The organism is Ruegeria sp. CH11 (genome assembly GCF_056537105.1).
The window spans coordinates 32,299-54,137 of sequence record NZ_JBQFQX010000013.1 but is presented as its reverse complement, the minus strand read 5'-3'; the positions used below and the strand labels follow the sequence as shown (position 1 = coordinate 54,137).

The window sequence follows — 21,839 nt, the reverse complement described above, 5'->3', positions numbered from 1 at the left end:
GAGGGCGGTGATGGCGCAGACAGTGGTGATCGGGGCAGGCCCTGCCGGGCTGATGGCGGCGGACGAACTTGCTGCGGCAGGTCACGACGTTCTGGTTGCCGAAGCCAAACCCTCGGTTGCGCGCAAGTTTCTGATGGCGGGTAAATCCGGGTTGAACCTGACCAAGGATGAACCGTTTGAGACCTTGATGACCGCCTACGGTGAGGCAGAGCCCTGGCTGCGCCCGATGATTGCCGATATGGATGCCGAGGCCGTTCAGAACTGGGCGCGGGGTCTGGGGCAGGAGCTATTTACCGGCTCGACCGGTCGGGTGTTTCCGCAGGCGATGAAAGCCTCGCCGCTGTTGCGCTCGTGGCTTGCGCGGCTGGATGGGCAGGGTGTTCAGATCAGAACACGCTGGCGCTGGCTGGGATGGAATGAAGGCAACCTGCTGTTTCGCACGCCTGAGGGCAAACAGCGCGTCCGCGCTGACGCAACCGTTCTGGCGCTGGGCGGCGCAAGCTGGGCGCGGCTGGGGTCTGACGGGGCGTGGGCAGACATGCTGGCGCGCGAGGACGTGCGGCTTACACCATTTGCACCCGCCAATTCCGCGATCTCGGTGGATTGGAGCCCGCATATGCATCGCCATCTCGGCGCGGCATTGAAATCGGTTCGCTGGATGGCCGGAGATTTGGACAGTCGGGGTGAAGCAACGATTAGTGCTACAGGATTGGAAGGGGGCGGGCTGTACCCGTTGACACCGGCACTGCGGTCCGGCGCGCCTCTCTTCGTCGATCTGGTGCCCGATCTGGATGAGCAGATGTTGTTGGCGCGGATTGCTTCGAAGGCCCCCAAAACAACGCTGTCACAATGGTTGAAAAAATCCCTGCGCCTGTCGCCGCAGAAAATTGCGCTGTTCCACGAGATGGTAAAACGAGACACGCAGCCTCTGACAAACTCTATCAAGCGCTTGCCCGTTCAGCATTCCGGTCTGCGCCCAATGGATGAGGCGATCTCAACTGCTGGCGGAGTGGCACGATCCGCGCTGGATCACAGGTTGATGCTGACCGCGTTGCCCGGTGTGTTCTGTGCCGGAGAGATGCTGGATTGGGAGGCCCCGACCGGTGGCTACCTGTTGACGGCCTGTCTGGCGACCGGTCGGTGGGCAGGGCGGTCGGCGGCGGGTTGGGCGCGACGCGGCGGCTAGCGTGACCGCGCCAGCATGGCCAGCCGGATCATGGCGCGCTCCACCAGCGCCATCGCCGGCGCGGTTTGCCCTGCCGAGCGCAGCGACAGGTCCGTATCCGTCAGCACGGTCAACGCGGTCTGCAATTTCGGCGCGCCCCAGCTTTGCGCCTGCCGCAGGATCCGATCCCGCCGCTTGCCGTAAACCGGCGGGCGCAGCTTGCCGATCCCTTGCGCAGCGCCACCCGGATCGGACGCACAGGCGTAAAGCGTTCTGAAATGGCGCGTCGCCCCGATACACAGCGTCACCCCGTTCGTGCCTTGCGCCTGCAATCGACGGATCAGCGGCCCGATCTGACCGGCCTGACCTTCGGCGACGGTGTTCAGCACGTCATCCAACGCTGCCTCGGTCGAGCGCGGCGCGCAGGCGTCAATGTCTTCGATGGACAGCTCAGCTGTGTCACCGCGCTTGTAAAGCGACAGCTTTTCAACGGTTTGCGCAAAGTCCCCGGGGCTGAGCGACACCGCAAGTTCGGATAGTGCCGACATCGAATCGCGGGGAGTGTTGCCCAAGCCCGCCTGGCTGAGAACCCGTTCGACCTCGGCCCGCGACGGCGGATCATCATAGATGCCCACCGCATAGGCCGCTGGGTGCGATTCGAACGCTTTGCGGATTTTCGAGCTTGGCTTCAACTGCCCGGCGGTCACGATGATCTGGGCGTCCCCGGGGACCCAGTCCTCGAGCGCAGCTAGCAGAGCGGGGGCCGCGGTCTCGGTCGTATCTTCGACAAACACCGCGCGCGGGCCGGGGAAAAAGCCGACCGCCTTGACCGCATCCAGCACCAGCGCCGGATCGCCGCGCAGGTCGGCACCGGGGATTCGGGTCAGGCGCATCTCTTCTTCGGCAGCAGGTCCTAGCAGAGCGCCCAGGACCTGCTGCCGTTTCAGGGCCACCCGCATGGCGTCGGCGCCATAAATCAGTAACCCAAGCTTGTCCGCGTCCGGTTTGGCAAAATACCCTTCGGCCTCGCGCGGGCTCAGCTTCATGAGGCAAGGCCTGGCGTTGTGTAAAGACGGGCAATGATCTGGTCCGACAGGATCACCATCAACCGCTCGGTCGCGGCGCGTTCGTCGGCAAGCGTGGAAACGGTTGATCCGGCGGCCGAGTAGGACACGAAATCGGCCACCTGACCGGACGCCAGAACCTGCCCGGTCTCGTCAGATGTCAGGGAATAGCGCGCAATACCATTGATGGAATAACGGTCAGTCTCATTCGAGGTGGTGATCGAAACGGCGCGGGTAGTTGTCGAGACGCTGACCGTAAGCTTGTAGTCGCTGCCCGAAGTGGCACTGCGCCCCAGCTGCTGTTCAAGGTTCTGAACCAGCAAAAAGCTCTCGACCGTATTGGGTGCCGAAACCACCACTCTGCCGTTCAAAGCAGCCCCGGCCCCGCCCGGCGCGTAAACCGGCTGAAAGCCACAGGCAGCAAGCGCCAGCGGCATCAGCAGCAAGGTTCTGCGGTCAAACGACGACATTGACGATACGGCCCGGGACAACGATCACTTTCTTCGGTGCAGCGCCCTCCAGCGCCTTTTGCACAGCTTCGGTGCTGAGCGCGATTTTTTCAACCTCTGCCTTGTCCAGATCTTTGGCCACGCTGATTTCCGCGCGGCGCTTGCCGTTGATCTGGATCGGCAGGGTGATGGTGTCATCGACCAGCATCGCCTCGTCTGCGACAGGCCAAGCGGCGGTTGCGACCAGTCCTTCGCCGCCCAGCATCTGCCACAACTCTTCCGACAGGTGCGGGGTCATCGGTGACATCAGCTGCGCCAGTGTCTTGGTCGCCTCGCGCTTGGCGGCGGTGCCTGCCTTGGATTTCGCCAGCGTGTTGGTAAAGGCATAGAGCTTGGCGATCGAGGCGTTGAAACCGAAGGATTCGACCCCGCCGGTCACATCGTGGATCGCTTTATGCATCTCGCGCAGTAGTGTCTCATCGTCGGCATTGGCCGGAACGTCCGATTCGGCGATTTCGGACGCAATCCGATGCACGCGGCTGAGGTGCTTGAACGCGGCCTCGGCCCCGGAGGCGGTCCATTCCACATCACGCTCGGGTGGCGAATCGGACAGAACGAACCAGCGCGCGGTGTCAGCGCCGAAGGCTGAGATAATGCTGACCGGGTCGACCACATTTTTCTTGGATTTCGACATCTTGGCCGAGGGGATAATCTCGACCTTGGTGCCGTCGGCTAGTTTGCCGTCGGTTACATCCTCGGGCAGATGATAGACCGGACGGCCCTTGGCGTCGCGGGTCTGGTAGATCTCATGCGTCACCATGCCTTGGGTGAACAGCGCATTGAAGGGCTCGATCGCTTTTTTCGGCAGGTGGCCGGTGATGTTCATGGCCCGCGCGAAGAAACGAGAATAGAGCAGGTGCAAAATCGCATGCTCAATACCGCCGATATACTGATCGACATTCATCCAATATTCGGCTTCGGCCAAATCGGTGGGTGTTTCCGCACGAGGGGCCGTGAAACGGGCGAAATACCACGACGAATCGACGAATGTGTCCATCGTATCGGTTTCCCGCTTGGCCGGGGCGCCGCAAGATGGACAGGGCGTGTCGCGCCAGTTCGGATGGCGGTCCAACGGATTGCCGGGAATCGAAAAGTCGATCGGTTGGCCGTTGCCGTCGTCATACGGCAGCTGAATCGGCAGATTCTCTTTCTTTTCAGGCACGGTGCCGCATTTGTCGCAGTGCACAACGGGAATCGGGCAACCCCAATACCGCTGGCGGCTCAGACCCCAGTCGCGCAGGCGGTACTTGGTGACCCCTTCGCCCCAACCTGCCTTTTCGGCGAAATCGACGGTGGCATTGATCGCCTCGTCGCCGGTTGCTTCGGTCAAACCCGCAAAGTGATTCACCCAACGGACTTTTTCAGTTTTTGGCGGCACAAAGGCGATTTTGTCGACGGGCGTTGCGTCGTCCAGTGCAAAGAACGTGTCGATCACCGGCAGGCCGTATTTGCGGCAGAAATCCAGATCGCGCTGGTCGTGGGCCGGGCAGGCAAAGATTGCGCCGGTGCCGTAATCCATCAGGATGAAATTGGCGATCCAGACCGGCAGTTCCCAGCTTGGGTCCAGCGGGTGTTTGACGCGGATACCGGTGTCGTAACCCAGCTTTTCGGCGGTTTCGATGGCCTCTTCGGTGGTGCCGCCTTTGCGGCATTCGGCAACAAATTCAGCGACTTCTGGGTTTTCGGCCTCAAGCTGTTTGGCAATCGGGTGATCCGGTGAGATACCGACAAAAGACGCACCTAACAACGTGTCGGGCCGAGTCGTATAGACAGTGATCGGCGCGCCGCCATCGGTGCGTTCAAAGCCGAATTGCAACCCGCGCGACTTGCCGATCCAGTTTTCCTGCATCAGTCGAACCTTCGCGGGCCAGTTGTCCAGAGTGTCCAGCGCATCCAGCAGTTCCTCGGAATAATCCGAGATTTTGAAGAACCACTGCGTCAGTTCCCGACGTTCCACCAACGCGCCCGAACGCCACCCTCGGCCGTTTTCAACCTGTTCGTTCGCCAGAACGGTCATATCGACCGGGTCCCAGTTCACTACGGCGTTTTTGCGATACACCAACCCGGCCTCGAGCATATCGAGGAACAGAGCCTGCTGCTGGCCATAATATTCCGGGTCACAAGTCGCGAACTCACGCGACCAATCGATGGACAGGCCCAGAGGTTTCATCTGCCCGCGCATGTCGGCGATATTGTCATAGGTCCAGTCTTTGGGATGGCCGCCGATTGCCATCGCGGCGTTTTCCGCTGGCATTCCAAAGGCATCCCAGCCCATCGGGTGCAGAACATTGTGTCCGGTCGCCAGCTTGTGCCGCGCGATCACGTCACCCATCGTGTAGTTTCGCACGTGGCCCATATGGATACGACCAGACGGGTAGGGGAACATCTCAAGCACATAGTATTTCGGCTTGTCCGCCTTGTGATTGGCGGTGAAGATTTCGGCCTTGTCCCAGGCTTCCTGCCATTTTGCTTCGATTTCGGTGGCCGAGTAGCGAGACATCATGCGGTCCTTCGTAAATGCAAACGCCGGGTAGGAACCCGGCGTGGTCATAGAGTGATTTTCGGCGGGTTGCTAGAACTTGTTGTCCGCAATCCGTAGCTGGCGGGCCCGAGAGAGAATCGCATCCTCGACCGCGCGGGTGGTAGCGGCGCTTACAGGTGCGCCTCCGCTGGTCTGCAATGCAACGGACAGCGAACGCGCCGCAAGGGCCGGGTCGCTGATATGAACCGTTGCGCGGTAAGACCGTCCGCCACCCGGCGGTGTGCCATAGCCGGTCACGATTACGCCGGTGAACGGATCCACCTCTTGCAGGGGCAGAAAGTTCAGCACATCCAGAGAGGCGGTCCACAGATAGCGGTTGACGTTGGTGATCCGCTCGGCCTCGCCCCGGTCGAAGATATCCCAGATGGTTGACCGGTTGGGATCGTTCAGTTCCCGTTCATCCGTCGTGCCGCCAATGAGGTTGGGGTTTACAGTCGAGGTGCTGCGATTCTGTCCGCAAGCCGAAAGGGTTGCAGTCAGCACGATCAAAGACAAAATCGTCGGCAGGCGCATTGTAAGCGGGTCCTGTTTCACTGGTAAGGCTTTTGCTGGGGCATACTCCTAGCCAAGGACCCAGTCAGCAACAAGCCTATTCTTTTGAAATGTCCGTGCGTCGCGCCGATTGGGGGGCAAAATTGACTGTGGCATCCTTGCACCAATTTGGGCCGAATGACGGAATGTCGCTCATGCCAAGCTTGCGCTTTGGGGGCAAAAAGAGCGAAACGGTGTCCGTGCTGAGACATATGCTTTGCATGTGTCGAGTAGAAAAACCTTTGAAACCGAGGGAAACAAGATGAAAAAAGTTCTCTTCGCAACGACGGCGCTGGTAGCGACCGCAGGCGTTGCTGCAGCAGAAGTCAAACTGGGCGGTTACGGCCGTTTTGGTATTGGCTACCAAGAAGACCGTTCGACCGACGACAACGTAGACGACACCATCCTGGTTTCGCGCTTCCGTCTGAACATCGACGGCATCACCGAAACCGACGGTGGCGTTCGCTTTGAAGGCCGTGTTCGTCTGCAGGCTGACGACGACGCATCGACCGGCGAGCAAGGCGCAGCTGGCCTGAACGGCGCGCGTTTCTCGGTCATCTTCGGCGGTCTGCGTGTTGACGCGGGCAACGTCGCAGGTTCGTTCGACAACTTGGCAAACTACTACGGTAACGAGCCTGGTCTGGAATCGTTCATCGGTCAGTACTCCGGTATCGACTATGACTTCCTGGGCTATTCGTCGACCGGCACCGGTGCAAACGCTGTGTTCTTCCAGTACGCAGTTGGCGATTTCGCATTCGGCGCATCGTATGACACCGACGCAACCGACGGTGCAGACCGCTGGGACATCAGCGCAACCTACACCTTCAACAACATCACCGCCGCTCTGGCCTATGGTCAGACCGACGAGGGTGACAGCGGTGCAGACGATCAAGACCTGATCGTATTCACCCTGGGTGCAGAGTTCGGCGACTTCTCGGGTACTCTGTTTGTTGGTCGCGACGGCGACACGCCGGTTAACTCCGCTGGTGAAGAAACCGACGGCACCGCATGGGGTCTGTCGCTGGCTTACAACGTTGGCGCAGCAACCACCATCACTGCAGCATACGGCGACGGTAATGCCGACGGCGACGCGCAGGAATACGGTATCGGCGCAATCTACGACCTGGGCGGCGGTGCATCGCTGCGCGGTGGTATCGGCCGTGAAAAAGTTGGCGATGCCGACGGCCGCATCCGTGCCGACTTTGGTGCTCAGTTCAACTTCTAAGTTGATCTGAACCACAAGGTTCAAGGGCAGGTCTTCGGACCTGCCCTTTTCTTTTGCGCCAACATGGTGTTTTGCTGCGGCAAACGCAGAATGAGAGGCCCCATGTCGCTGCAAGATATCACCGACCGTATTGCCAAAGCCGAATCCGCTGCAGGGCGCGCAAAAGGATCCGTGCAATTGATCGCGGTGTCTAAAGTGCAACCCAATGACCGGGTCGAAGCGGTGTTGCAGCAGGGCCATAGGTGTTTTGGCGAGAATCGCGTGCAGGAAGCCGCCGGAAAATGGCCAGAGTTCAACGAGCGCTTCTCGGGCATCGATCTGCACCTGATCGGACCGTTGCAGACCAACAAGGCGCGGCAGGCGATGGAGCTGTGTGATTCTATCCATTCAGTGGATCGACCCAAATTGGCAAAAACGCTTGCGCGACTGGCGCAAGAGATCGGCACATGCCCGGATCTGTTCATTCAGGTCAACACGGGTGAAGAAGATCAGAAAGCAGGGGTTCTGCCTTCTGAAGCGGATAACTTCATCACTGATTGCCGGGGACTGGACCTGCCGATCAAGGGGCTTATGTGCATTCCACCGGTCGAGGAGGAACCCGCTCTGCATTTCGCCCTGTTGGCCAAGATCGCCGATCGGAACGGTTTGGAGGGGCTGTCCATGGGGATGAGCGGTGATTTTGAATCGGCCATTGCGCTGGGGGCAACCCATGTGCGTGTGGGGTCGGCCATCTTCGGCGCGCGCGTCAAACCTGAGGGATAATCAACCGTGTGCCCGGCAAGATCTGGCGGGCAATCCAATGCAGATGGCTTCGGCTGAAGGCAACACAGCCTTCAGTGGGATAACCCGCGCGACGCCATTGATGCAGAAAGATGGCCGACCCAGACCCGGGTATGGCATTGGGCCAATTCCAATCGGTTATCAGCACCAGATCATATAGCGGGTCCGCACGGCGCAACCTTTCGTGGCTGGGCGCATATGGGGCCTGAACCAGATGGTTATAGTCCTCGTCCGACGGGTCATCTGACCACAGATCCCAGGGCCCGATCGGACGCGCCCAACGGGCAGGGCGCGCGATCCGGTCCGCGCGATACAACATGCCGACGATTCGGTGCGTTCCGGTCGGCGTGGCACCGTCGCCTTCGCGTTTGGTATTGCTCAGGCCGCCTTTGCCGATAGCGCAAGGAAAGAGCCGCCCCAGAAACCGCACGCCCCTTGGGGTCAGCACAAGGTCGCCTGGCGTCAAAGCAAATGGCCCGACTTTGCGGCCTTGGTCGCAAGGTAGCCACGATTATGGGCCGTCTCGCCCACTTTCAGCGGAACACGTTCGGTGACGGCGATCCCGGTCCGCTCCATCATCGCGATCTTGGCGGGGTTGTTCGTCAGCAGTCGCACCGAGCCGAAGCCCAGAGATTTCAAGATGTCCGAACCCAAACGAAAGTCGCGCTCGTCGTCTTCGAATCCTAGACGATGGTTGGCTTCGACCGTATCGAACCCCTGATCTTGCAGGAAATAGGCCCGCATCTTGTTGGCCAGACCGATCCCGCGCCCCTCTTGATTGAGGTAGAGCAGAACACCCGCTCCCTCGGTCCCCATCTGCGCCAGGGCGCCGCGCAATTGCGGACCGCAATCACATTTCAAGCTGCCCATCAGGTCGCCGGTGAAACAGGCCGAATGCAACCGGGCCAGAACCGGTTTATCCCGATCCGGGCGACCAATTTCGACGGCATAATGCTCCTCTCCGCCATCTTCGGGGCGGAAGACGTGCAGGCGACCGGCTTCGGACACTTCCATCGGCAAGCGTGCGGCCACAACCTCGTGCAGTGCGCTGCGATCCGCCAGATGTGGTGCCGCAGCGGTGTGGTCGATGCGCGTCAACCCGTGGGTGGCGGCAAGGCCGGGGCCATCGGGGATCGCTGCGACCACGGCGGCGGGCAGCAGCCGCGCGGATTTGGTTAGGGCAATCGCGATCCGATGCAGATGAGCATTCCCCTGCCGCTCGGTCATCAGGGGGCCCTTCATCGGCGCGCTCAGGTCGTCCGACGGATCCGCCACCGCCTGCACCCAGGCGTGATCCGCATCTGCCGGGATGACAACGCGCGCCAGATCTCCGTCATAGGCCCGCGCTTTCAACGTTTCCGCGCGGCGGACGGTGATGGCGACCACCGGCGTGCCACCCAACGCCCGCAAATCCACCAAACGCTGCGGGCTCAACGTTTCCGACGCCACGGCCAGCACGCTGCCACCGCCATCGTCGGTCAGAACAACGGGAACGCCCATGCGCAGATCAGCCCGCGCGCGCGCAAGCAATTCGGTGATGTCGGGAGTGAGACTCATTCCTGCTACCCGGTAACGTTTCGTCATTCTCCTACCCCGATCATGGGGAAATGTGAAACATTTCCTCTGCATCAGACACGAGGGCGTGAGACACTTGCAGCAAAGCTTGCTGATTGCATTCTCTGTACGCAAGTGATGGAAAAGGCTTAGGAGGACCGCACATGGCTCAGCTCAAGAAAATCCTGCTGGTGGATGACGACGAAGACCTGCGCGAAGCGCTTAGCGAGCAATTGGTGATGACCGAGGATTTCGACGTGTTCGAAGCATCCGACGGTGCCTCGGCTATGGAACGGGCGCGCGAAGCGATTTACGACCTTGTTATCCTGGATGTGGGACTGCCCGACACGGACGGGCGCGAACTGTGCCGCCTGATGCGCAAACAGGGCGTCAAAAGCCCGATCCTGATGCTGACCGGCCATGACAGCGACGCCGACACGATCCTGGGTCTGGACGCGGGCGCGAATGACTATGTCAGCAAGCCGTTCAAGTTTCCGGTGCTGTTGGCCCGTATCCGCGCGCAACTGCGCCAGCACGAACAATCCGAGGATGCGGTTTTTGTGCTGGGTCCCTATACGTTCAAACCGGCGATGAAGATGCTGATGACCGAGGATGACCGCAAAATCCGCCTGACCGAGAAAGAAACGAACATTCTCAAGTTCTTGTACCGCTCGACCGATGGCGTGGTGGCCCGGGACGTCCTGTTGCACGAGGTTTGGGGCTATAACGCGGGTGTGACCACGCATACGCTTGAGACACACATCTACCGGTTGCGGCAGAAAATCGAGCCCGATCCGTCAAATGCTCGCCTTTTGGTCACAGAATCGGGCGGATATCGCCTGGTTTCTTGATCTATAGTGGATTGACGCGGATCAAAGTGATACTCTGGGTACAAGTATAGGTTACTCCCAACCCGCGCATGTCCGGGTCAAGACATGCACCTCCCTGTTGGACTGCCGGGCCGAAAGGCCCGGCTTTTTTTGGTTGGGTAGCAGGTCTTTCTAGCTTGCGTTACCATTCTCCAAAACAGTGCTGTAGGTTATACCACTGTTAAGGCTGCGAAAATCGGCGTAAATTTTACCGTCCTCAAAGGTGGCGTCGATCAAGCCATTGACGTGGCGGTCTTCCCCAACCCGGCTTTCAACCATAGCGATAGAACCCGAGCCATCACGGCTGATCGTGCCGGTCACCTGACCTTCGTTCCAGCGATCCGAGCTTGTCCGACTCCATTTGCTTGTGCCCCAGAACACGTTGTCCTGTTGCTCCTTGATCTCAAGAACCCATTCGGACTGGTTGAAACGCGGGGCTCCAGCGCTGTTTTCGTTGGGCAAGGCCGCAACTGTGTGGGTTCCGCTCCAAACGCCGCGCAGGTCGGGCGTGCTGTCGGCTGCCGCTAGGGTCGCAAAGGCAAAGGTGCTCGCCAGAGCAGCGGCACCAAGTGTCTTAAGTCTGGTCATGATCTCCTCCGTCTTGAATACCTTGAATGTTGGCGGCCGACGGTCGGATTTCTATGTGGGTTGCGGAATATAAAGGGGAATTCATCTACACTTCATATGCGCTTGGAGATTGCCGAGGACGCATCTGAAAACTCATCACTGGCGTTCATTAGGCATGGTGCCGGGCTGAGCAGCACGCTAACCTGCGCCAACCGCGACAAAGGAATCCCCAATGCCCTTCACTCTTGCCACTTGGAACATCAATTCGGTCCGCCTGCGCGAGCCTATCGTGTTGAAACTGCTGCAGGAAGAAGCTCCGGATGTTCTGTGCCTGCAAGAATGCAAGTCGCCGGTCGAAAAGATCCCGACCGAAGGATTTGCCGAGTTGGGATATACTCACATGGTTGCGCGTGGGCAAAAGGGCTACAACGGCGTCGCCATCTTGTCGCGTCTGCCGATGGTCGAGGTCGGTGACAAGGACTTCGCCGGTCTGGGCCATGCCCGCCACGTTGCGGGACGGTTGGAAAATGGCGTGACGATTCACAACTTTTATGTCCCGGCGGGCGGGGACATACCGGATCGCGAAAAGAACGAGAAATTCGGACAAAAGCTGGACTATCTGACTGACATGCGTGACTGGTTTCACGCGGAAAAGCCCGAAAAATCCATATTGGTTGGCGACCTGAACATCGCCCCGCGCGAGGATGACGTCTGGTCGCACAAACAACTGCTCAAGGTTGTGTCGCACACGCCGATCGAGGTTGAACATCTGGCCGAAACGCAGGATGCGGGCGGATGGGTCGACGTCACGCGGCAGGATATTCCCGAAGGCAACCTCTATAGTTGGTGGTCATACAGGGCGCGCGATTGGGATGCGGCTGACAAGGGGCGACGGCTGGATCACGTCTGGGCGACCCCCGATATCTCGAACGCGGGCCATTCCAGCCGCATCCTGCGCGACGCGCGCGGATGGGAGAAGCCCAGCGATCACGCCCCGGTTTTTGCGACTTTCGATCTGTAAAGGGGCAACTCTGCCCTTGGTTTCCGCGCCCGACGGTTGCATATAAGGCGCAACTTCGAACCAGAGAGTGAATGCAATGGATCTTCTGAACGGCGCTGACAGTGCCCAAGCCACCGATCTGATCAAAGACGGGACCGAGGCCACATTCATGGCCGACGTGATCGAAGCCTCGCAGGAAACCCCGGTAATCGTGGATTTCTGGGCACCGTGGTGCGGTCCGTGCAAAACGTTGGGTCCGTTGCTGGAAGAGGCCGTGACCGCCGCAAAAGGCGCAGTGAAGATGGTCAAGATCAACGTGGACGAGGCGCAGATGATTGCCTCGCAAATGCGCATTCAGTCGATCCCGACGGTCTATGCCTTCCATAAGGGCCAACCGGTGGACGGGTTTCAGGGTGCGGTTCCGGGGTCCGAGATCAAGGCCTTTGTCGATCGGGTGATCGAAACCACCGGCGGCGAAAGCCCAGGCGGGCAACTTGAGGATGCGGTTCAGGCCGCCGAAGAGATGCTGGCCGAGGGGGCTGCCGTGGACGCTGCGCAGACATTTGCAGCCATTCTGGGTGAAGACGCGAACCACGCGGGTGCCTATGGCGGCCTTGTACGCGCGCATATCGCCTTGGATGATCTGGAGCAGGCCGAGGCCATCCTGAACGGAGCGCCCGCCGAGATTTCGTCCTCGCCCGAGATCGAAGCTGCGCATGCGCAGTTGGAACTGGCCAAGCAAGCCGCAGATGCCGGGCCGGTCGGCGAACTGACCGCTGCGGTCGAGGCCGAGCCCGACAACCATCAGGCGCGCTTCGATTTGGCGCAAGCGCTGCACGCCAACGGTGACGTTGACGAAGCGGTTGCGCAATTGCTGGAACTGTTCCGTCGCGACCGCGAATGGAACGAGGGTGCCGCCAAGGCGCAACTCTTCACGATCTTTGATGCGCTCAAGCCCAATGATCCGGTTGTTTTGAACGGACGTCGCAAACTCAGCTCGATGATATTTGCCTAAATCCCGATCAGGGCTAGACTTGGGGCTATGATGCATCCCGCTGATTTGCCGGAATCGGTTTCTGTTTTTCCACTGCCCGGGGCGCTGCTGCTGCCGCGGGCGCGCCTGCCGCTGCACATATTCGAGCCGCGCTACCTGCAGATGCTGGATGATGCGCTCAAGACCAAGGAACGGCTGATAGGTATGGTTCAACCCAACACCTGTCAGGGCGACGAAACCAAGCTGCACCAGATCGGATGCGCTGGTCGTGTCACGCAGTTCTCCGAAACCGAAGACGGTCGATATATGATCACGCTGACGGGCATCTCGCGGTTCCGGGTGATGTCCGAGCTTGAGGGCTTCACACCTTATCGCCGTTGCGCGGTTTCGTGGAAGGGGTTTGATCGCGATCTGGGGAAGTCGGAAACCGATGACGGCTTTGACCGCACGGGTTTTCTGCTGCTGCTTGAACGCTTTTTCGCCTCCAAGCAGTTGTCGACCGATTGGGAGACGATGAAAGACGCCGATGACGAATTGCTGGTCAATTCCCTGTCGATGCTGCTGGATTTCGACCCCGAGGACAAACAGGCGCTGCTCGAGGCTCCATGCCTGCGCACCCGGCGCGAAACGCTGGTGACGCTGATCGAATTCGCCATGCGCGGCGGTTCAAACGAGGAGAAACTGCAATGACCGAAACGGACCATGCGTTCGACCGCCACATGCTTGAGGCTCTGATCTGCCCCAAGACACAGACGACCCTGCATTACGATGCTGACCGGCAGGAACTGGTGTCCAAAGCGGCAGGGCTGGCCTTTCCGATCCGCAACGGTATCCCGGTGATGCTGGTGGACGAGGCGCGCGAACTGGACTAGATTGCCCGGCCCTGCAGAAGTTTCGGCAAGTCTCCGGTCAGTCCGGCAGCCTCGCGGACAAAGCCGCGCCGCAGCCCCGGCAGCGATCCGACGATGCCCATCCCGATGTCACGGCCAATGCGCAGCAGCGGGTTGTCGTTGGAAAACAGCCGGTTGAACACATCTGTCGCCATCGCCAGCGACGCGGTGTCGAACCGCCGCCATTCCTGATAGCGCTCCAGAACCAGGGTCGAGCCGATATCTTCGCCGCGTCGTCCGGCCAGCGTGACCACCTCGGCCAGCGCGCCGACGTCCCGTAGACCGGCGTTCAATCCCTGACCGGCAATCGGGTGCATCCCGTGTGCGGCGTCGCCGACCAAAGCCAGACGATCTGCGACGAACGAATTGGCGATGGTCAGGTTCAGGGGGTAGGTAAACCGGTCTCCGGCCAATTGGATATCACCCAGAAAATCGCCAAATCGCGGGCGCAGAACCTGCAGGTAGTCATCCTTGGGTAAGGCATTGATGTGTTGGGCGGTTTCTGTGCGTTCGCTCCAGACAATCGAACTGCGGTTGCCGGTCAGCGGCAAAATCGCCAGCGGACCCGGCGGCATGAAGAACTGATGCGCGGTGCCGTGATGAGGCAGGTCATGCTCGATGGCGCAGACCAGCGCGGTCTGGCCGTAATCCCAGCCGGTGCGCTTGATGCCGGCCCGCTTGGCAGTAGCGCTGGCGCGACCGTCGCACCCGACCAGTAGCCCTCCCGGTACCGAAGCCCCGTCATCCAAAGTTAGCGTCACACCAGTTGCGGTGGTGTCTTGTGCGGTGACGGTTCTGCCGTTGATCTGCGTTATCGCCGCTGTGTCGCCCAAAGCATCCAGAAAGGCGCGTCGCAGGTGGCGATCTTCGACCATGTAGCCCATCGGCCCCTCTTCGATCTCGGCATGGTCGAAATGCATGAAGAACGGGGATGGTCCGGCCCCTGCATGGCCATCGGTGACCTTGATGTCCAACATCGGCTGGGCGTGTTCGGCAACGCGGTCCCAAACGCCGATTGCCTCCAACAGCCGTTTTGACGCCAACGCCAGCGCATAGGCCCGCCCGTCAAAGGCGGTGTCCCGGCGGGATTGTTCGGCCAGCGCGTCGATGACGGTGACCGAATGCCCCGTCTGAGCCAGTGCAAGGGCCAGCGCCGGGCCGTTCAGCCCGCCGCCGACGATCAGGATATCGGAACCTTGTGTCATGCCCTGCAATATGCGCGCCCTTTCGGGATTGTCCATGTGCGGTCCTGTCGCTACCGTCCGGGACACGCAAGAAAGTCAGGAGGGTGCAGGATGCAGGACTGGTTGACCATGACCGCATGTGATCTGGGTCGGGGGATCGGCATGGGGCAGATTGATCCCGTCGAGCTGACCGAAACCTACCTGAACGCCATCGACTCCCATCCGCATCGCGATACGATCTATGCGTGTGTAACCCATGACCGGGCCATGGCCGAAGCGAAGGCCGCGCAGGATCGCGTCACATCCGGGTTGCGGCGATCCCTGCTGGACGGCGTGCCGATCAGTTGGAAGGACCTGTTCGACACCGCCGATATCGGTACCGAAGCGGGTTCGGCGCTGTTGAAAGGCCGGGTGCCGGACGTCGACGCTCTGGTCGTGCGGAACGCAACCGCGATGGGTACGGTCTGTCTGGGCAAGACGCATATGAGCGAACTGGCCTTCTCGGGCCTTGGCCTGAACCCGATCACGGCCACGCCGCCCTGTATTCACGATGAAAGCGCGATACCGGGGGGGTCGTCTTCGGGGGCAGCGGCGTCGGTTGCCTGGGGTCTGGCCGCATGTGGCATCGGGTCGGATACCGGCGGATCGGTGCGAATTCCGGCCGCCTGGAACGATCTGGTTGGTCTGAAAACAACCTCGGGTCGGCTCAGCCTTGAAGGCGTTGTGCCTTTGTGCCTGCGGTTCGACACGGTCGGCCCGCTGACCCGATCGGTCGAAGACGCTGCGCATATGCTGGCGCTGCTTGAAGGCGGCACCCCTGCCGATCTGCGGGGGGCGTCATTGGAAGGCCGTCGATTTGCGGATCTGCAGACCGTAGCGCGGGATGACTTGCGCGATGAACCAGGCCGCGCTTACGAGGACGCCTTGGAAAAGCTCAAGGCCGCCGGTGCCGAGATCGTACCGCTTGACGTCCCTGAATTGGCCGATGCGATGAGCCTGTCCGGAGTGCTTTACACGACCGAAGCCTACGGCCTCTGGCGTGACGTGATCGAGGCCAATCCCGACGCGATGTATCCCGAGATCCTCGAACGGTTCCGGGCCGGCAGGGATGTATCGGGCCCGGAATATCTGGCCGCCTGGTCCAAACTCAAAGCCTGCCGCAGCGCGTGGGATGCGGCAACCGCAGGGTTTGACGCCGTGCTTGCGCCCACCGCGCCGATCCTGCCCCCCAATCTCGAGCGGCTGATGTCCGACCATGACTATTACGTCACCGAGAACCTGCTGGCCCTGCGTAACACCCGGATTGGCAATCTGATGGGGCTGGCGGCATTGACGCTTCCGACGGGGACACCAAGCTGTGGGCTGATGTTGTTGGGGTATCCGGGCTCGGAAGAAGCGCTTTTGCGGTTGGGATCGGCGGCTGAATCCGCGTTGGCCTGAATGCCACAATCCCCTGATTCGGAACCTCTTTGTCTGGACTGTGGGATGTTCGATCTGTAATCTGCCAGAAAACGGGGCGAAAACGATCCCGGTATTGAGGCAGTTGTTATGAATTTCCCCGAGCGGTTTTCGGACCTACCGGCATATGCATTCCCGCGTCTTCGCGCCCTGTTGGATCATCATCAGCCGGGCGGTGACGTCATTCATATGACCATTGGTGCGCCGACCCATGATTTCCCGGCCTGGGTGACGGATGTGATCATGGAAAACGCCGCCGGGTTTCAGGGATACCCGCCCAACGAAGGTTCACCCGAGTTGCGCGGGGCCATCACCGACTGGATCAAGCGCCGCTATGGCGTGACGATGGACCCAGAGGCCAATGTCATGGCCCTGAACGGCACCCGCGAGGGGCTGTATAATGCCGCGATGGCACTGTGCCCGGAACAGAAAAACGGCCAGCAGCCGATCGTCCTGTGTCCTAATCCGTTTTATCAGGTCTATATGGTGGCTTCGATTTCGGTCGGTGCGCAGCCGCATTTTGTGCCTGCCACAGCAGCGACCGGACACCTGCCGGATTATGCGGGCCTGCCCGATGAGGTTCTGAACCGAACTGCGGTCGCTTATATTTGTTCGCCTGCCAACCCGCAGGGCGCGGTTGCGTCGCGTGAGTATTGGGTCGAACTGATCCGTCTGGCCGAACACTATGATTTCCGCATTTTCGCAGATGAATGTTACTCGGAAATCTACCGTGACACTGCGCCCGTCGGCGTGTTGACGGTAGCGCAGGAATTGGGGGCCGATCCCGAACGCATCACCCTGTTCAACTCGTTGTCGAAGCGGTCGAATCTGGCCGGTTTGCGGTCGGGCCTGATTGCGGGCGGCCCCGAGACGATCAAGCACGTCAAGAAATTGCGCACCTATGCGGGCGCGCCGCTGTCGCTACCGTTGCAGGCCGCGGCAGCAAAGGTCTGGGCGGATGAACAGCACGTGCAGGAAAACCGCGCGCTCTATCAAGAGAAATACGCCGTCGCGGACGAGGTCTTTGCCGGTGTGCAGGGCTACATGTCGCCCGAAGCCGGGTTTTTTCTATGGCTGCCGGTGGATAACGGCGAGGAAACCGCATTGAAAGTCTGGCAGGACACCGGAGTACGGGTTCTGCCGGGCGCATATCTTTCTCAAGGTGATCCGGGGCAAAACCCGGGCGAAAACTTTATCCGGGTCGCGTTGGTGGCCCCAAAAACCGAAGTGCAGCGCGGGCTGATCAAGCTCCGCGACTGCATCTATTCGTGAGGTACGAGGGCAAAATGGCATCATTGAACGCGCGAAACCGTGATCCGTTGCTGGACAGCACCACGCAGGCCGCCATCGAACGGCGCAGCAAGGAACTGATCGGGATCGCCCTGATCCTGTTGGGTCTGGCGGCTGCGGCGATGATCTGGTCCTACACGCCGGACGATCCCAACTGGATGGTCTCGACAGATGCGCCTGTGCAGAACTGGATCGGGCGGATTGGGGCCTCGATTGCGGCGCCGTTGTTCATGATCGTTGGATGGGGCAGCTGGGGTATCGCTCTGGTGCTGATCGGTTGGGGCGTGCGCTTTACCGGCCACTTCGCCGAAGAGCGCGCCATTGCCCGCCTGATCTTTGCACCGATCTGGATCGCGGTTGTGTCGGTCTATGCAGCGACGTTGGTGCCGGGTGACGCGTGGCGTGCAACGCATAGCTATGGGCTGGGCGGCCTGTTTGGCGACACGGTCATGGGTGCCTTGCTGACCCTTTTGCCGATCTCCTCTCATTTCCTGGTCAAACTGATGTCGTTGGCCATGGCGCTGGGCATGCTGATGCTGGGCGTTTTTGTGCTGGGCTTCACCAAAACGGACGTCAAACGCGGCTTCCGCGCATTCCTGCTGGGACTGGTGATGGCTTATGATCTGCTGATGAACATGCTGGGCCGAGGGGCCTCGGCCACCGCACAGGCGGCGCGGGATCGCCGCGCCCAGTGGGCTGAACGCAAGGCCGAACGCGCCGTTCCGGTTCAAGCCGAGTTCGACGATGACCTTGCCTATGCCGACCCGGTGTTTGACGAGCCCTTGATCGAAGAGCCCGAGCCTGCGCCAAAACCCGGTTTGCTGGCGCGGATGCCCTCGCTGATCCGTCGGCCGGATCCGTTGCCCGAACCCGAGCTGGTGGCGCAGGACCCGGTGCAGGGCTATGACGAGATGCCGGGCGAAGATCGCATCCGGTCGAAAATCTCCGCCGCTGTGCGCAATCGCAAGGTTGCCGCTGGTGAAATGACACCGGAACATGATCCCAACCGACCCCTGACAAAAGGGCGCGGGCGAGGGCCCGATCCGTTGATCCTGAACGACGGCCCGGTCAGCGACCTGCCGCCGGAACCGCCAATGACGTCGGCGGGCTTGCCGCCCGAGCCGATGCTGACAGCCGACGCAGAACCCGTATGGGAAGATCCGATTCATCAAGACTATGCGCCCGAGCCCGATATTGACGATGAAGCGGTGTTCGAAGATACGCCGATGGCAGATCAGGTACAGCCGCCGCGTCAAGCCGTGAAAATCCCGGTTGCCGAACCGCGTAAGCCGGTCGTGGCACAGCCCGTGCGTCGCACGCCGCCCCCGTCACGCCGTGCACAGGCCGAGGCGCAGCCTGCTTTGTCTTTCGAGGAAAAGCACTCCGATTTCGAACTGCCGCCGCTAGGCTTGCTGTCCAACCCGGCCAGCATTCAGCGCCATCATCTGAGCGATGAGGCGCTGGAGGAAAACGCGCGGATGCTGGAAAACGTGCTGGACGATTATGGCGTCAAGGGTGAGATCGTCAGCGTCCGCCCGGGCCCTGTGGTCACCATGTACGAGTTGGAACCGGCTCCGGGTCTAAAAGCCAGCCGTGTGATCGGTCTGGCCGACGATATCGCGCGGTCGATGTCTGCCCTGTCTGCGCGGGTTTCAACCCTGCCGGGGCGCTCGGTCATCGGGATCGAACTGCCCAATGAAAACCGCGAGATGGTGGTACTGCGCGAGATTCTCGCCAGCCGCGATTTCGGCGATGGCAACCACGCGCTGCCTTTGGCCTTGGGCAAGGATATTGGCGGTGAGTCCGTTGTTGCGAACCTGGCCAAGATGCCCCACCTGCTGATCGCGGGGACGACCGGTTCCGGTAAGTCGGTGGCGATCAACACGATGATCCTGTCACTGCTGTATAAGCTGTCACCGGATGAATGCCGTCTGATCATGATCGACCCGAAGATGCTGGAACTCAGCGTCTATGATGGCATCCCGCACTTGTTGTCGCCCGTCGTGACCGACCCGAAAAAAGCGGTTGTCGCTCTGAAATGGGTCGTGGGCGAGATGGAGGATCGTTACCGCAAGATGTCCAAGATGGGCGTCCGCAATATCGCGGGCTACAACGGCCGGGTGAAGGATGCCCTGTCTAAGGGCGAGATGTTCAGCCGCACGGTCCAGACCGGGTTTGACGACGAAACCGGTGAGCCGATGTTCGAGACCGAAGAATTCGCGCCCGAGGCGATGCCCTATATTGTCGTGATCGTCGACGAAATGGCCGACCTGATGATGGTCGCGGGCAAGGAGATCGAAGCCTGCATTCAGCGCCTGGCACAAATGGCACGGGCCTCGGGTATTCACCTTATTATGGCCACGCAGCGTCCGTCCGTGGACGTGATCACTGGAACGATCAAGGCAAACTTCCCGACCCGGATTTCGTTCCAGGTGACCTCGAAAGTCGATAGCCGCACCATTCTGGGTGAAATGGGCGCCGAGCAACTGCTGGGGCAGGGCGACATGCTGTATATGGCGGGCGGCGCCAAGATCACCCGCTGCCACGGTCCGTTTGTCTCGGACGAAGAGGTCGAGGAAATCGTCAACCATCTGAAACAGTTCGGTCCGCCGGATTACATGAGTGGCGTGGTCGATGGACCGGCCGAGGAAAAGGCCGACAATATCGACGCGGTTCTGGGCTTGAATACCGGTGGCAACACGAACGGAGAGGATGCGCTGTACGATCAGGCTGTTGCGATCGTGATCAAGGATCGCAAATGTTCGACCTCGTATATCCAGCGGAAACTCGCCATCGGTTACAACAAAGCTGCGCGGCTTGTTGAGCAGATGGAGGACGAAGGCGTTGTTTCCGGGGCAAATCACGTCGGTAAACGCGAAATCCTCGTCCCCGAGCAATAGGATATTTAATAACAAGGGCGGAACGCTTATCTGGGTCCTATGAAACAGATTGCTTTTGCCCTTGCTTTGACATTGGCCGCGCCTGCGGCCTGGGCGGCGGACAAGTTGCCGCTGTCGCAAATTTCGAATTACCTGAACGGTTTGAAAACGGTTCAGACGACCTTTACGCAAGTGAATGACGATGGTTCACTCAGCACCGGAAAGCTGTGGTTGCAGCGTCCGGGCAAGATGCGGTTCGAATATGATCCGCCAAATGATGCGGTGGTTCTGGCGCGGTCGGGGTCGGTTCTGATCTTTGATGCCAAGTCGAACCAGCCACCCGAGCAATACCCGCTAAAGCGTACGCCCCTGTCGCTGGTGCTGGCCCGCAATGTCAATCTTGGGCAGGCGAATATGGTGGTGGGCCACGACTTTGACGGCACCGCCACCGTAGTCACGGCGCAAGATCCGAAAAACCCCGATAGCGGCCGCATCGAACTGATGTTCACCAGTAACCCGGTCGAACTGCGGAAATGGGTGATCCACGACAACGCGGGCACCCAGACCACAGTTCTGCTGGGCCCACTGACCGAGGGTGGTCGTCTGGATCAGAATCTGTTCTCGGATGGAAAAAAACGTGGATCAGCTGACCGCTGATCCACTATTTTTAGTACCGGCAACCTGCCAGTTGCGCCTGATACATTTGCGCCCGCACATCCACGTCATCGGCCACATTCAGCAACCATGACTTGCGATTATAGCTGCCGCGCGCATAACCGGTATGGCCTTCGTGATAGGCCAGATACTGGTTGCGCGTGTCTGTCGGGTGGATGCCATTCCGCTCGTAGCTTTTGTTCATGTACCAGCCGATGAAATCCGAGGCGTCGCGGATGCGATCCCGCTTGGCGCGGCGTTTGCCGGTTTCGCGCTGGTATTCTTTCCATGTGCCGTCCAGCGCTTGGCTGAACCCATAGGCGCTGCTTTGGCGGCCCATCGGGATGACGCCCAGCACGTATTTGTGCGGCGTGCGCGCATCGTGCTTGTAGCGGCTTTCCTGATAGATCGTCGCCATCTGAACGTGAACGGGAACGCCCCATTTCCGTTCGGTCTTTTGGAACGCCTTGATATAATCCGGCTTTTCGCGCGCAATGCTGCACGCGTCGTTCAATCTGCTGGGCGGTTGGTTCGAACCGCCCCCACAGGATGCCAAAAGCAGCACCCCGAAGAGTACAAAAAGAATTCTGCTCATGTGCCTCGTGCCTTTTTTCTTTATTCTAGCGCAGATTGAGCTGCGAGGGAATCACAATCGTTTCAGAATAATGGGCGCAATTGTCAGTA

21 protein-coding genes are annotated in these 21,839 nt (G+C 60.2%); 12 read left to right on the top strand and 9 right to left on the bottom strand.

Annotated elements, in window-relative coordinates; genetic code table 11:
• The first annotated feature begins 10 nt into the window (after positions 1–10).
• Positions 11–1,186, top strand: a complete 1,176-nt coding sequence (locus ACR0LX_RS17440; protein WP_480784813.1) for a TIGR03862 family flavoprotein — start codon at positions 11–13, stop codon at positions 1,184–1,186.
• Here ACR0LX_RS17440 and holA read toward each other — a convergent pair.
• The 4 genes from holA to ACR0LX_RS17420 all read right to left on the bottom strand — a co-directional run bounded on the left by holA (position 1,183) and on the right by ACR0LX_RS17420 (position 5,793).
• Positions 1,183–2,211: a DNA polymerase III subunit delta gene (holA, locus tag ACR0LX_RS17435; RefSeq protein WP_480784812.1), complete on the bottom strand. Its 1,029-nt coding sequence runs from the start codon at positions 2,209–2,211 to the stop codon at positions 1,183–1,185. The genes ACR0LX_RS17440 and holA overlap by 4 nt on opposite strands.
• Positions 2,208–2,699 carry an LPS assembly lipoprotein LptE gene (gene lptE, locus ACR0LX_RS17430; RefSeq protein WP_480784811.1) on the bottom strand — a complete coding sequence of 164 codons (492 nt, stop codon included), beginning with the start codon at positions 2,697–2,699 and terminating at the stop codon, positions 2,208–2,210. Before lptE ends, holA begins: the two co-directional genes overlap by 4 nt.
• Positions 2,686–5,238: a leucine--tRNA ligase gene (gene leuS / locus ACR0LX_RS17425; RefSeq protein WP_480784810.1), complete on the bottom strand. Its 2,553-nt coding sequence runs from the start codon at positions 5,236–5,238 to the stop codon at positions 2,686–2,688. The genes lptE and leuS overlap by 14 nt, the downstream gene beginning before the upstream one ends.
• Before the next feature lie 72 nt (positions 5,239–5,310).
• Positions 5,311–5,793 carry a DUF3576 domain-containing protein gene (locus ACR0LX_RS17420; protein ID WP_480578559.1) on the bottom strand — a complete coding sequence of 161 codons (483 nt, stop codon included), beginning with the start codon at positions 5,791–5,793 and terminating at the stop codon, positions 5,311–5,313.
• Between the two features lie 280 nt (positions 5,794–6,073).
• Between ACR0LX_RS17420 and ACR0LX_RS17415 the strand changes: the two genes are divergently transcribed.
• Both ACR0LX_RS17415 and ACR0LX_RS17410 read left to right on the top strand, forming a co-directional pair.
• Entirely contained in the window at positions 6,074–7,036 is a 963-nt protein-coding gene (locus tag ACR0LX_RS17415; protein WP_480784809.1) for a porin, read from the top strand.
• A 102-nt stretch (positions 7,037–7,138) separates the two neighbouring features.
• A complete protein-coding gene (locus ACR0LX_RS17410; protein WP_480784808.1) occupies positions 7,139–7,798 on the top strand; it encodes a YggS family pyridoxal phosphate-dependent enzyme in 660 nt (219 codons plus the stop codon).
• Here ACR0LX_RS17410 and ACR0LX_RS17405 read toward each other — a convergent pair.
• Both ACR0LX_RS17405 and ribA read right to left on the bottom strand, forming a co-directional pair.
• The gene (locus tag ACR0LX_RS17405; protein WP_480784807.1) at positions 7,782–8,282 is read right to left on the bottom strand and encodes a L,D-transpeptidase family protein; all 501 of its coding nucleotides are present in this window, start codon (positions 8,280–8,282) and stop codon (positions 7,782–7,784) included. The genes ACR0LX_RS17410 and ACR0LX_RS17405 overlap by 17 nt on opposite strands.
• Complete coding sequence (ribA, locus tag ACR0LX_RS17400) at positions 8,279–9,373, bottom strand: GTP cyclohydrolase II (protein ID WP_480784806.1); 1,095 nt, start codon at positions 9,371–9,373, stop codon at positions 8,279–8,281. The genes ACR0LX_RS17405 and ribA overlap by 4 nt, the downstream gene beginning before the upstream one ends.
• 161 nt (positions 9,374–9,534) lie before the next feature.
• On the opposite strand from ribA, the gene ACR0LX_RS17395 reads away from it, so the two are divergent.
• Positions 9,535–10,221 (top strand): response regulator transcription factor, encoded by a 687-nt coding sequence (locus ACR0LX_RS17395; RefSeq protein ID WP_424831655.1) that lies wholly within the window; start codon positions 9,535–9,537, stop codon positions 10,219–10,221.
• Between the two features lie 150 nt (positions 10,222–10,371).
• On the opposite strand, the gene ACR0LX_RS17390 is transcribed toward ACR0LX_RS17395, so the two are convergent.
• Positions 10,372–10,827: a hypothetical protein gene (locus tag ACR0LX_RS17390; RefSeq protein WP_480784805.1), complete on the bottom strand. Its 456-nt coding sequence runs from the start codon at positions 10,825–10,827 to the stop codon at positions 10,372–10,374.
• Positions 10,828–11,038: 211 nt separating this feature from the next.
• Here ACR0LX_RS17390 and ACR0LX_RS17385 point away from each other — a divergent pair, with 211 nt between their 5' ends.
• From ACR0LX_RS17385 to ACR0LX_RS17370, 4 genes are all read left to right on the top strand, one after another.
• Positions 11,039–11,827 (top strand): exodeoxyribonuclease III, encoded by a 789-nt coding sequence (locus tag ACR0LX_RS17385; protein ID WP_480784804.1) that lies wholly within the window; start codon positions 11,039–11,041, stop codon positions 11,825–11,827.
• Between the two features lie 76 nt (positions 11,828–11,903).
• Entirely contained in the window at positions 11,904–12,821 is a 918-nt protein-coding gene (trxA, locus tag ACR0LX_RS17380) for a thioredoxin (RefSeq protein WP_480784803.1), read from the top strand.
• Between the two features lie 27 nt (positions 12,822–12,848).
• Positions 12,849–13,490, top strand: a complete 642-nt coding sequence (locus ACR0LX_RS17375; protein WP_480578543.1) for an LON peptidase substrate-binding domain-containing protein — start codon at positions 12,849–12,851, stop codon at positions 13,488–13,490.
• Positions 13,487–13,672 carry a Trm112 family protein gene (locus tag ACR0LX_RS17370; protein WP_480578541.1) on the top strand — a complete coding sequence of 62 codons (186 nt, stop codon included), beginning with the start codon at positions 13,487–13,489 and terminating at the stop codon, positions 13,670–13,672. Before ACR0LX_RS17375 ends, ACR0LX_RS17370 begins: the two co-directional genes overlap by 4 nt.
• Here the strand turns inward: ACR0LX_RS17370 and ACR0LX_RS17365 are convergent.
• Complete coding sequence (locus tag ACR0LX_RS17365) at positions 13,669–14,931, bottom strand: FAD-dependent monooxygenase (protein WP_480784802.1); 1,263 nt, start codon at positions 14,929–14,931, stop codon at positions 13,669–13,671. The genes ACR0LX_RS17370 and ACR0LX_RS17365 overlap by 4 nt on opposite strands.
• A gap of 54 nt (positions 14,932–14,985) precedes the next feature.
• Between ACR0LX_RS17365 and ACR0LX_RS17360 the strand changes: the two genes are divergently transcribed.
• The 4 genes from ACR0LX_RS17360 to ACR0LX_RS17345 all read left to right on the top strand — a co-directional run bounded on the left by ACR0LX_RS17360 (position 14,986) and on the right by ACR0LX_RS17345 (position 21,158).
• Positions 14,986–16,314, top strand: coding sequence for an amidase (locus ACR0LX_RS17360; RefSeq protein ID WP_480784801.1), 1,329 nt, complete (start codon positions 14,986–14,988; stop codon positions 16,312–16,314).
• A gap of 108 nt (positions 16,315–16,422) precedes the next feature.
• A complete protein-coding gene (locus tag ACR0LX_RS17355) occupies positions 16,423–17,604 on the top strand; it encodes an aminotransferase class I/II-fold pyridoxal phosphate-dependent enzyme (RefSeq protein ID WP_480784800.1) in 1,182 nt (393 codons plus the stop codon).
• A gap of 14 nt (positions 17,605–17,618) precedes the next feature.
• Complete coding sequence (locus tag ACR0LX_RS17350) at positions 17,619–20,522, top strand: DNA translocase FtsK (protein ID WP_480784799.1); 2,904 nt, start codon at positions 17,619–17,621, stop codon at positions 20,520–20,522.
• Between the two features lie 39 nt (positions 20,523–20,561).
• On the top strand, positions 20,562–21,158 hold the full coding sequence (locus tag ACR0LX_RS17345) for a LolA family protein (RefSeq protein ID WP_480784798.1): 597 nt from the start codon (positions 20,562–20,564) through the stop codon (positions 21,156–21,158).
• 10 nt (positions 21,159–21,168) lie between these two features.
• Here ACR0LX_RS17345 and ACR0LX_RS17340 read toward each other — a convergent pair whose 3' ends face one another.
• The gene (locus ACR0LX_RS17340) at positions 21,169–21,750 is read right to left on the bottom strand and encodes a transglycosylase SLT domain-containing protein (protein ID WP_480784797.1); all 582 of its coding nucleotides are present in this window, start codon (positions 21,748–21,750) and stop codon (positions 21,169–21,171) included.
• Positions 21,751–21,839 lie beyond the last annotated feature (89 nt).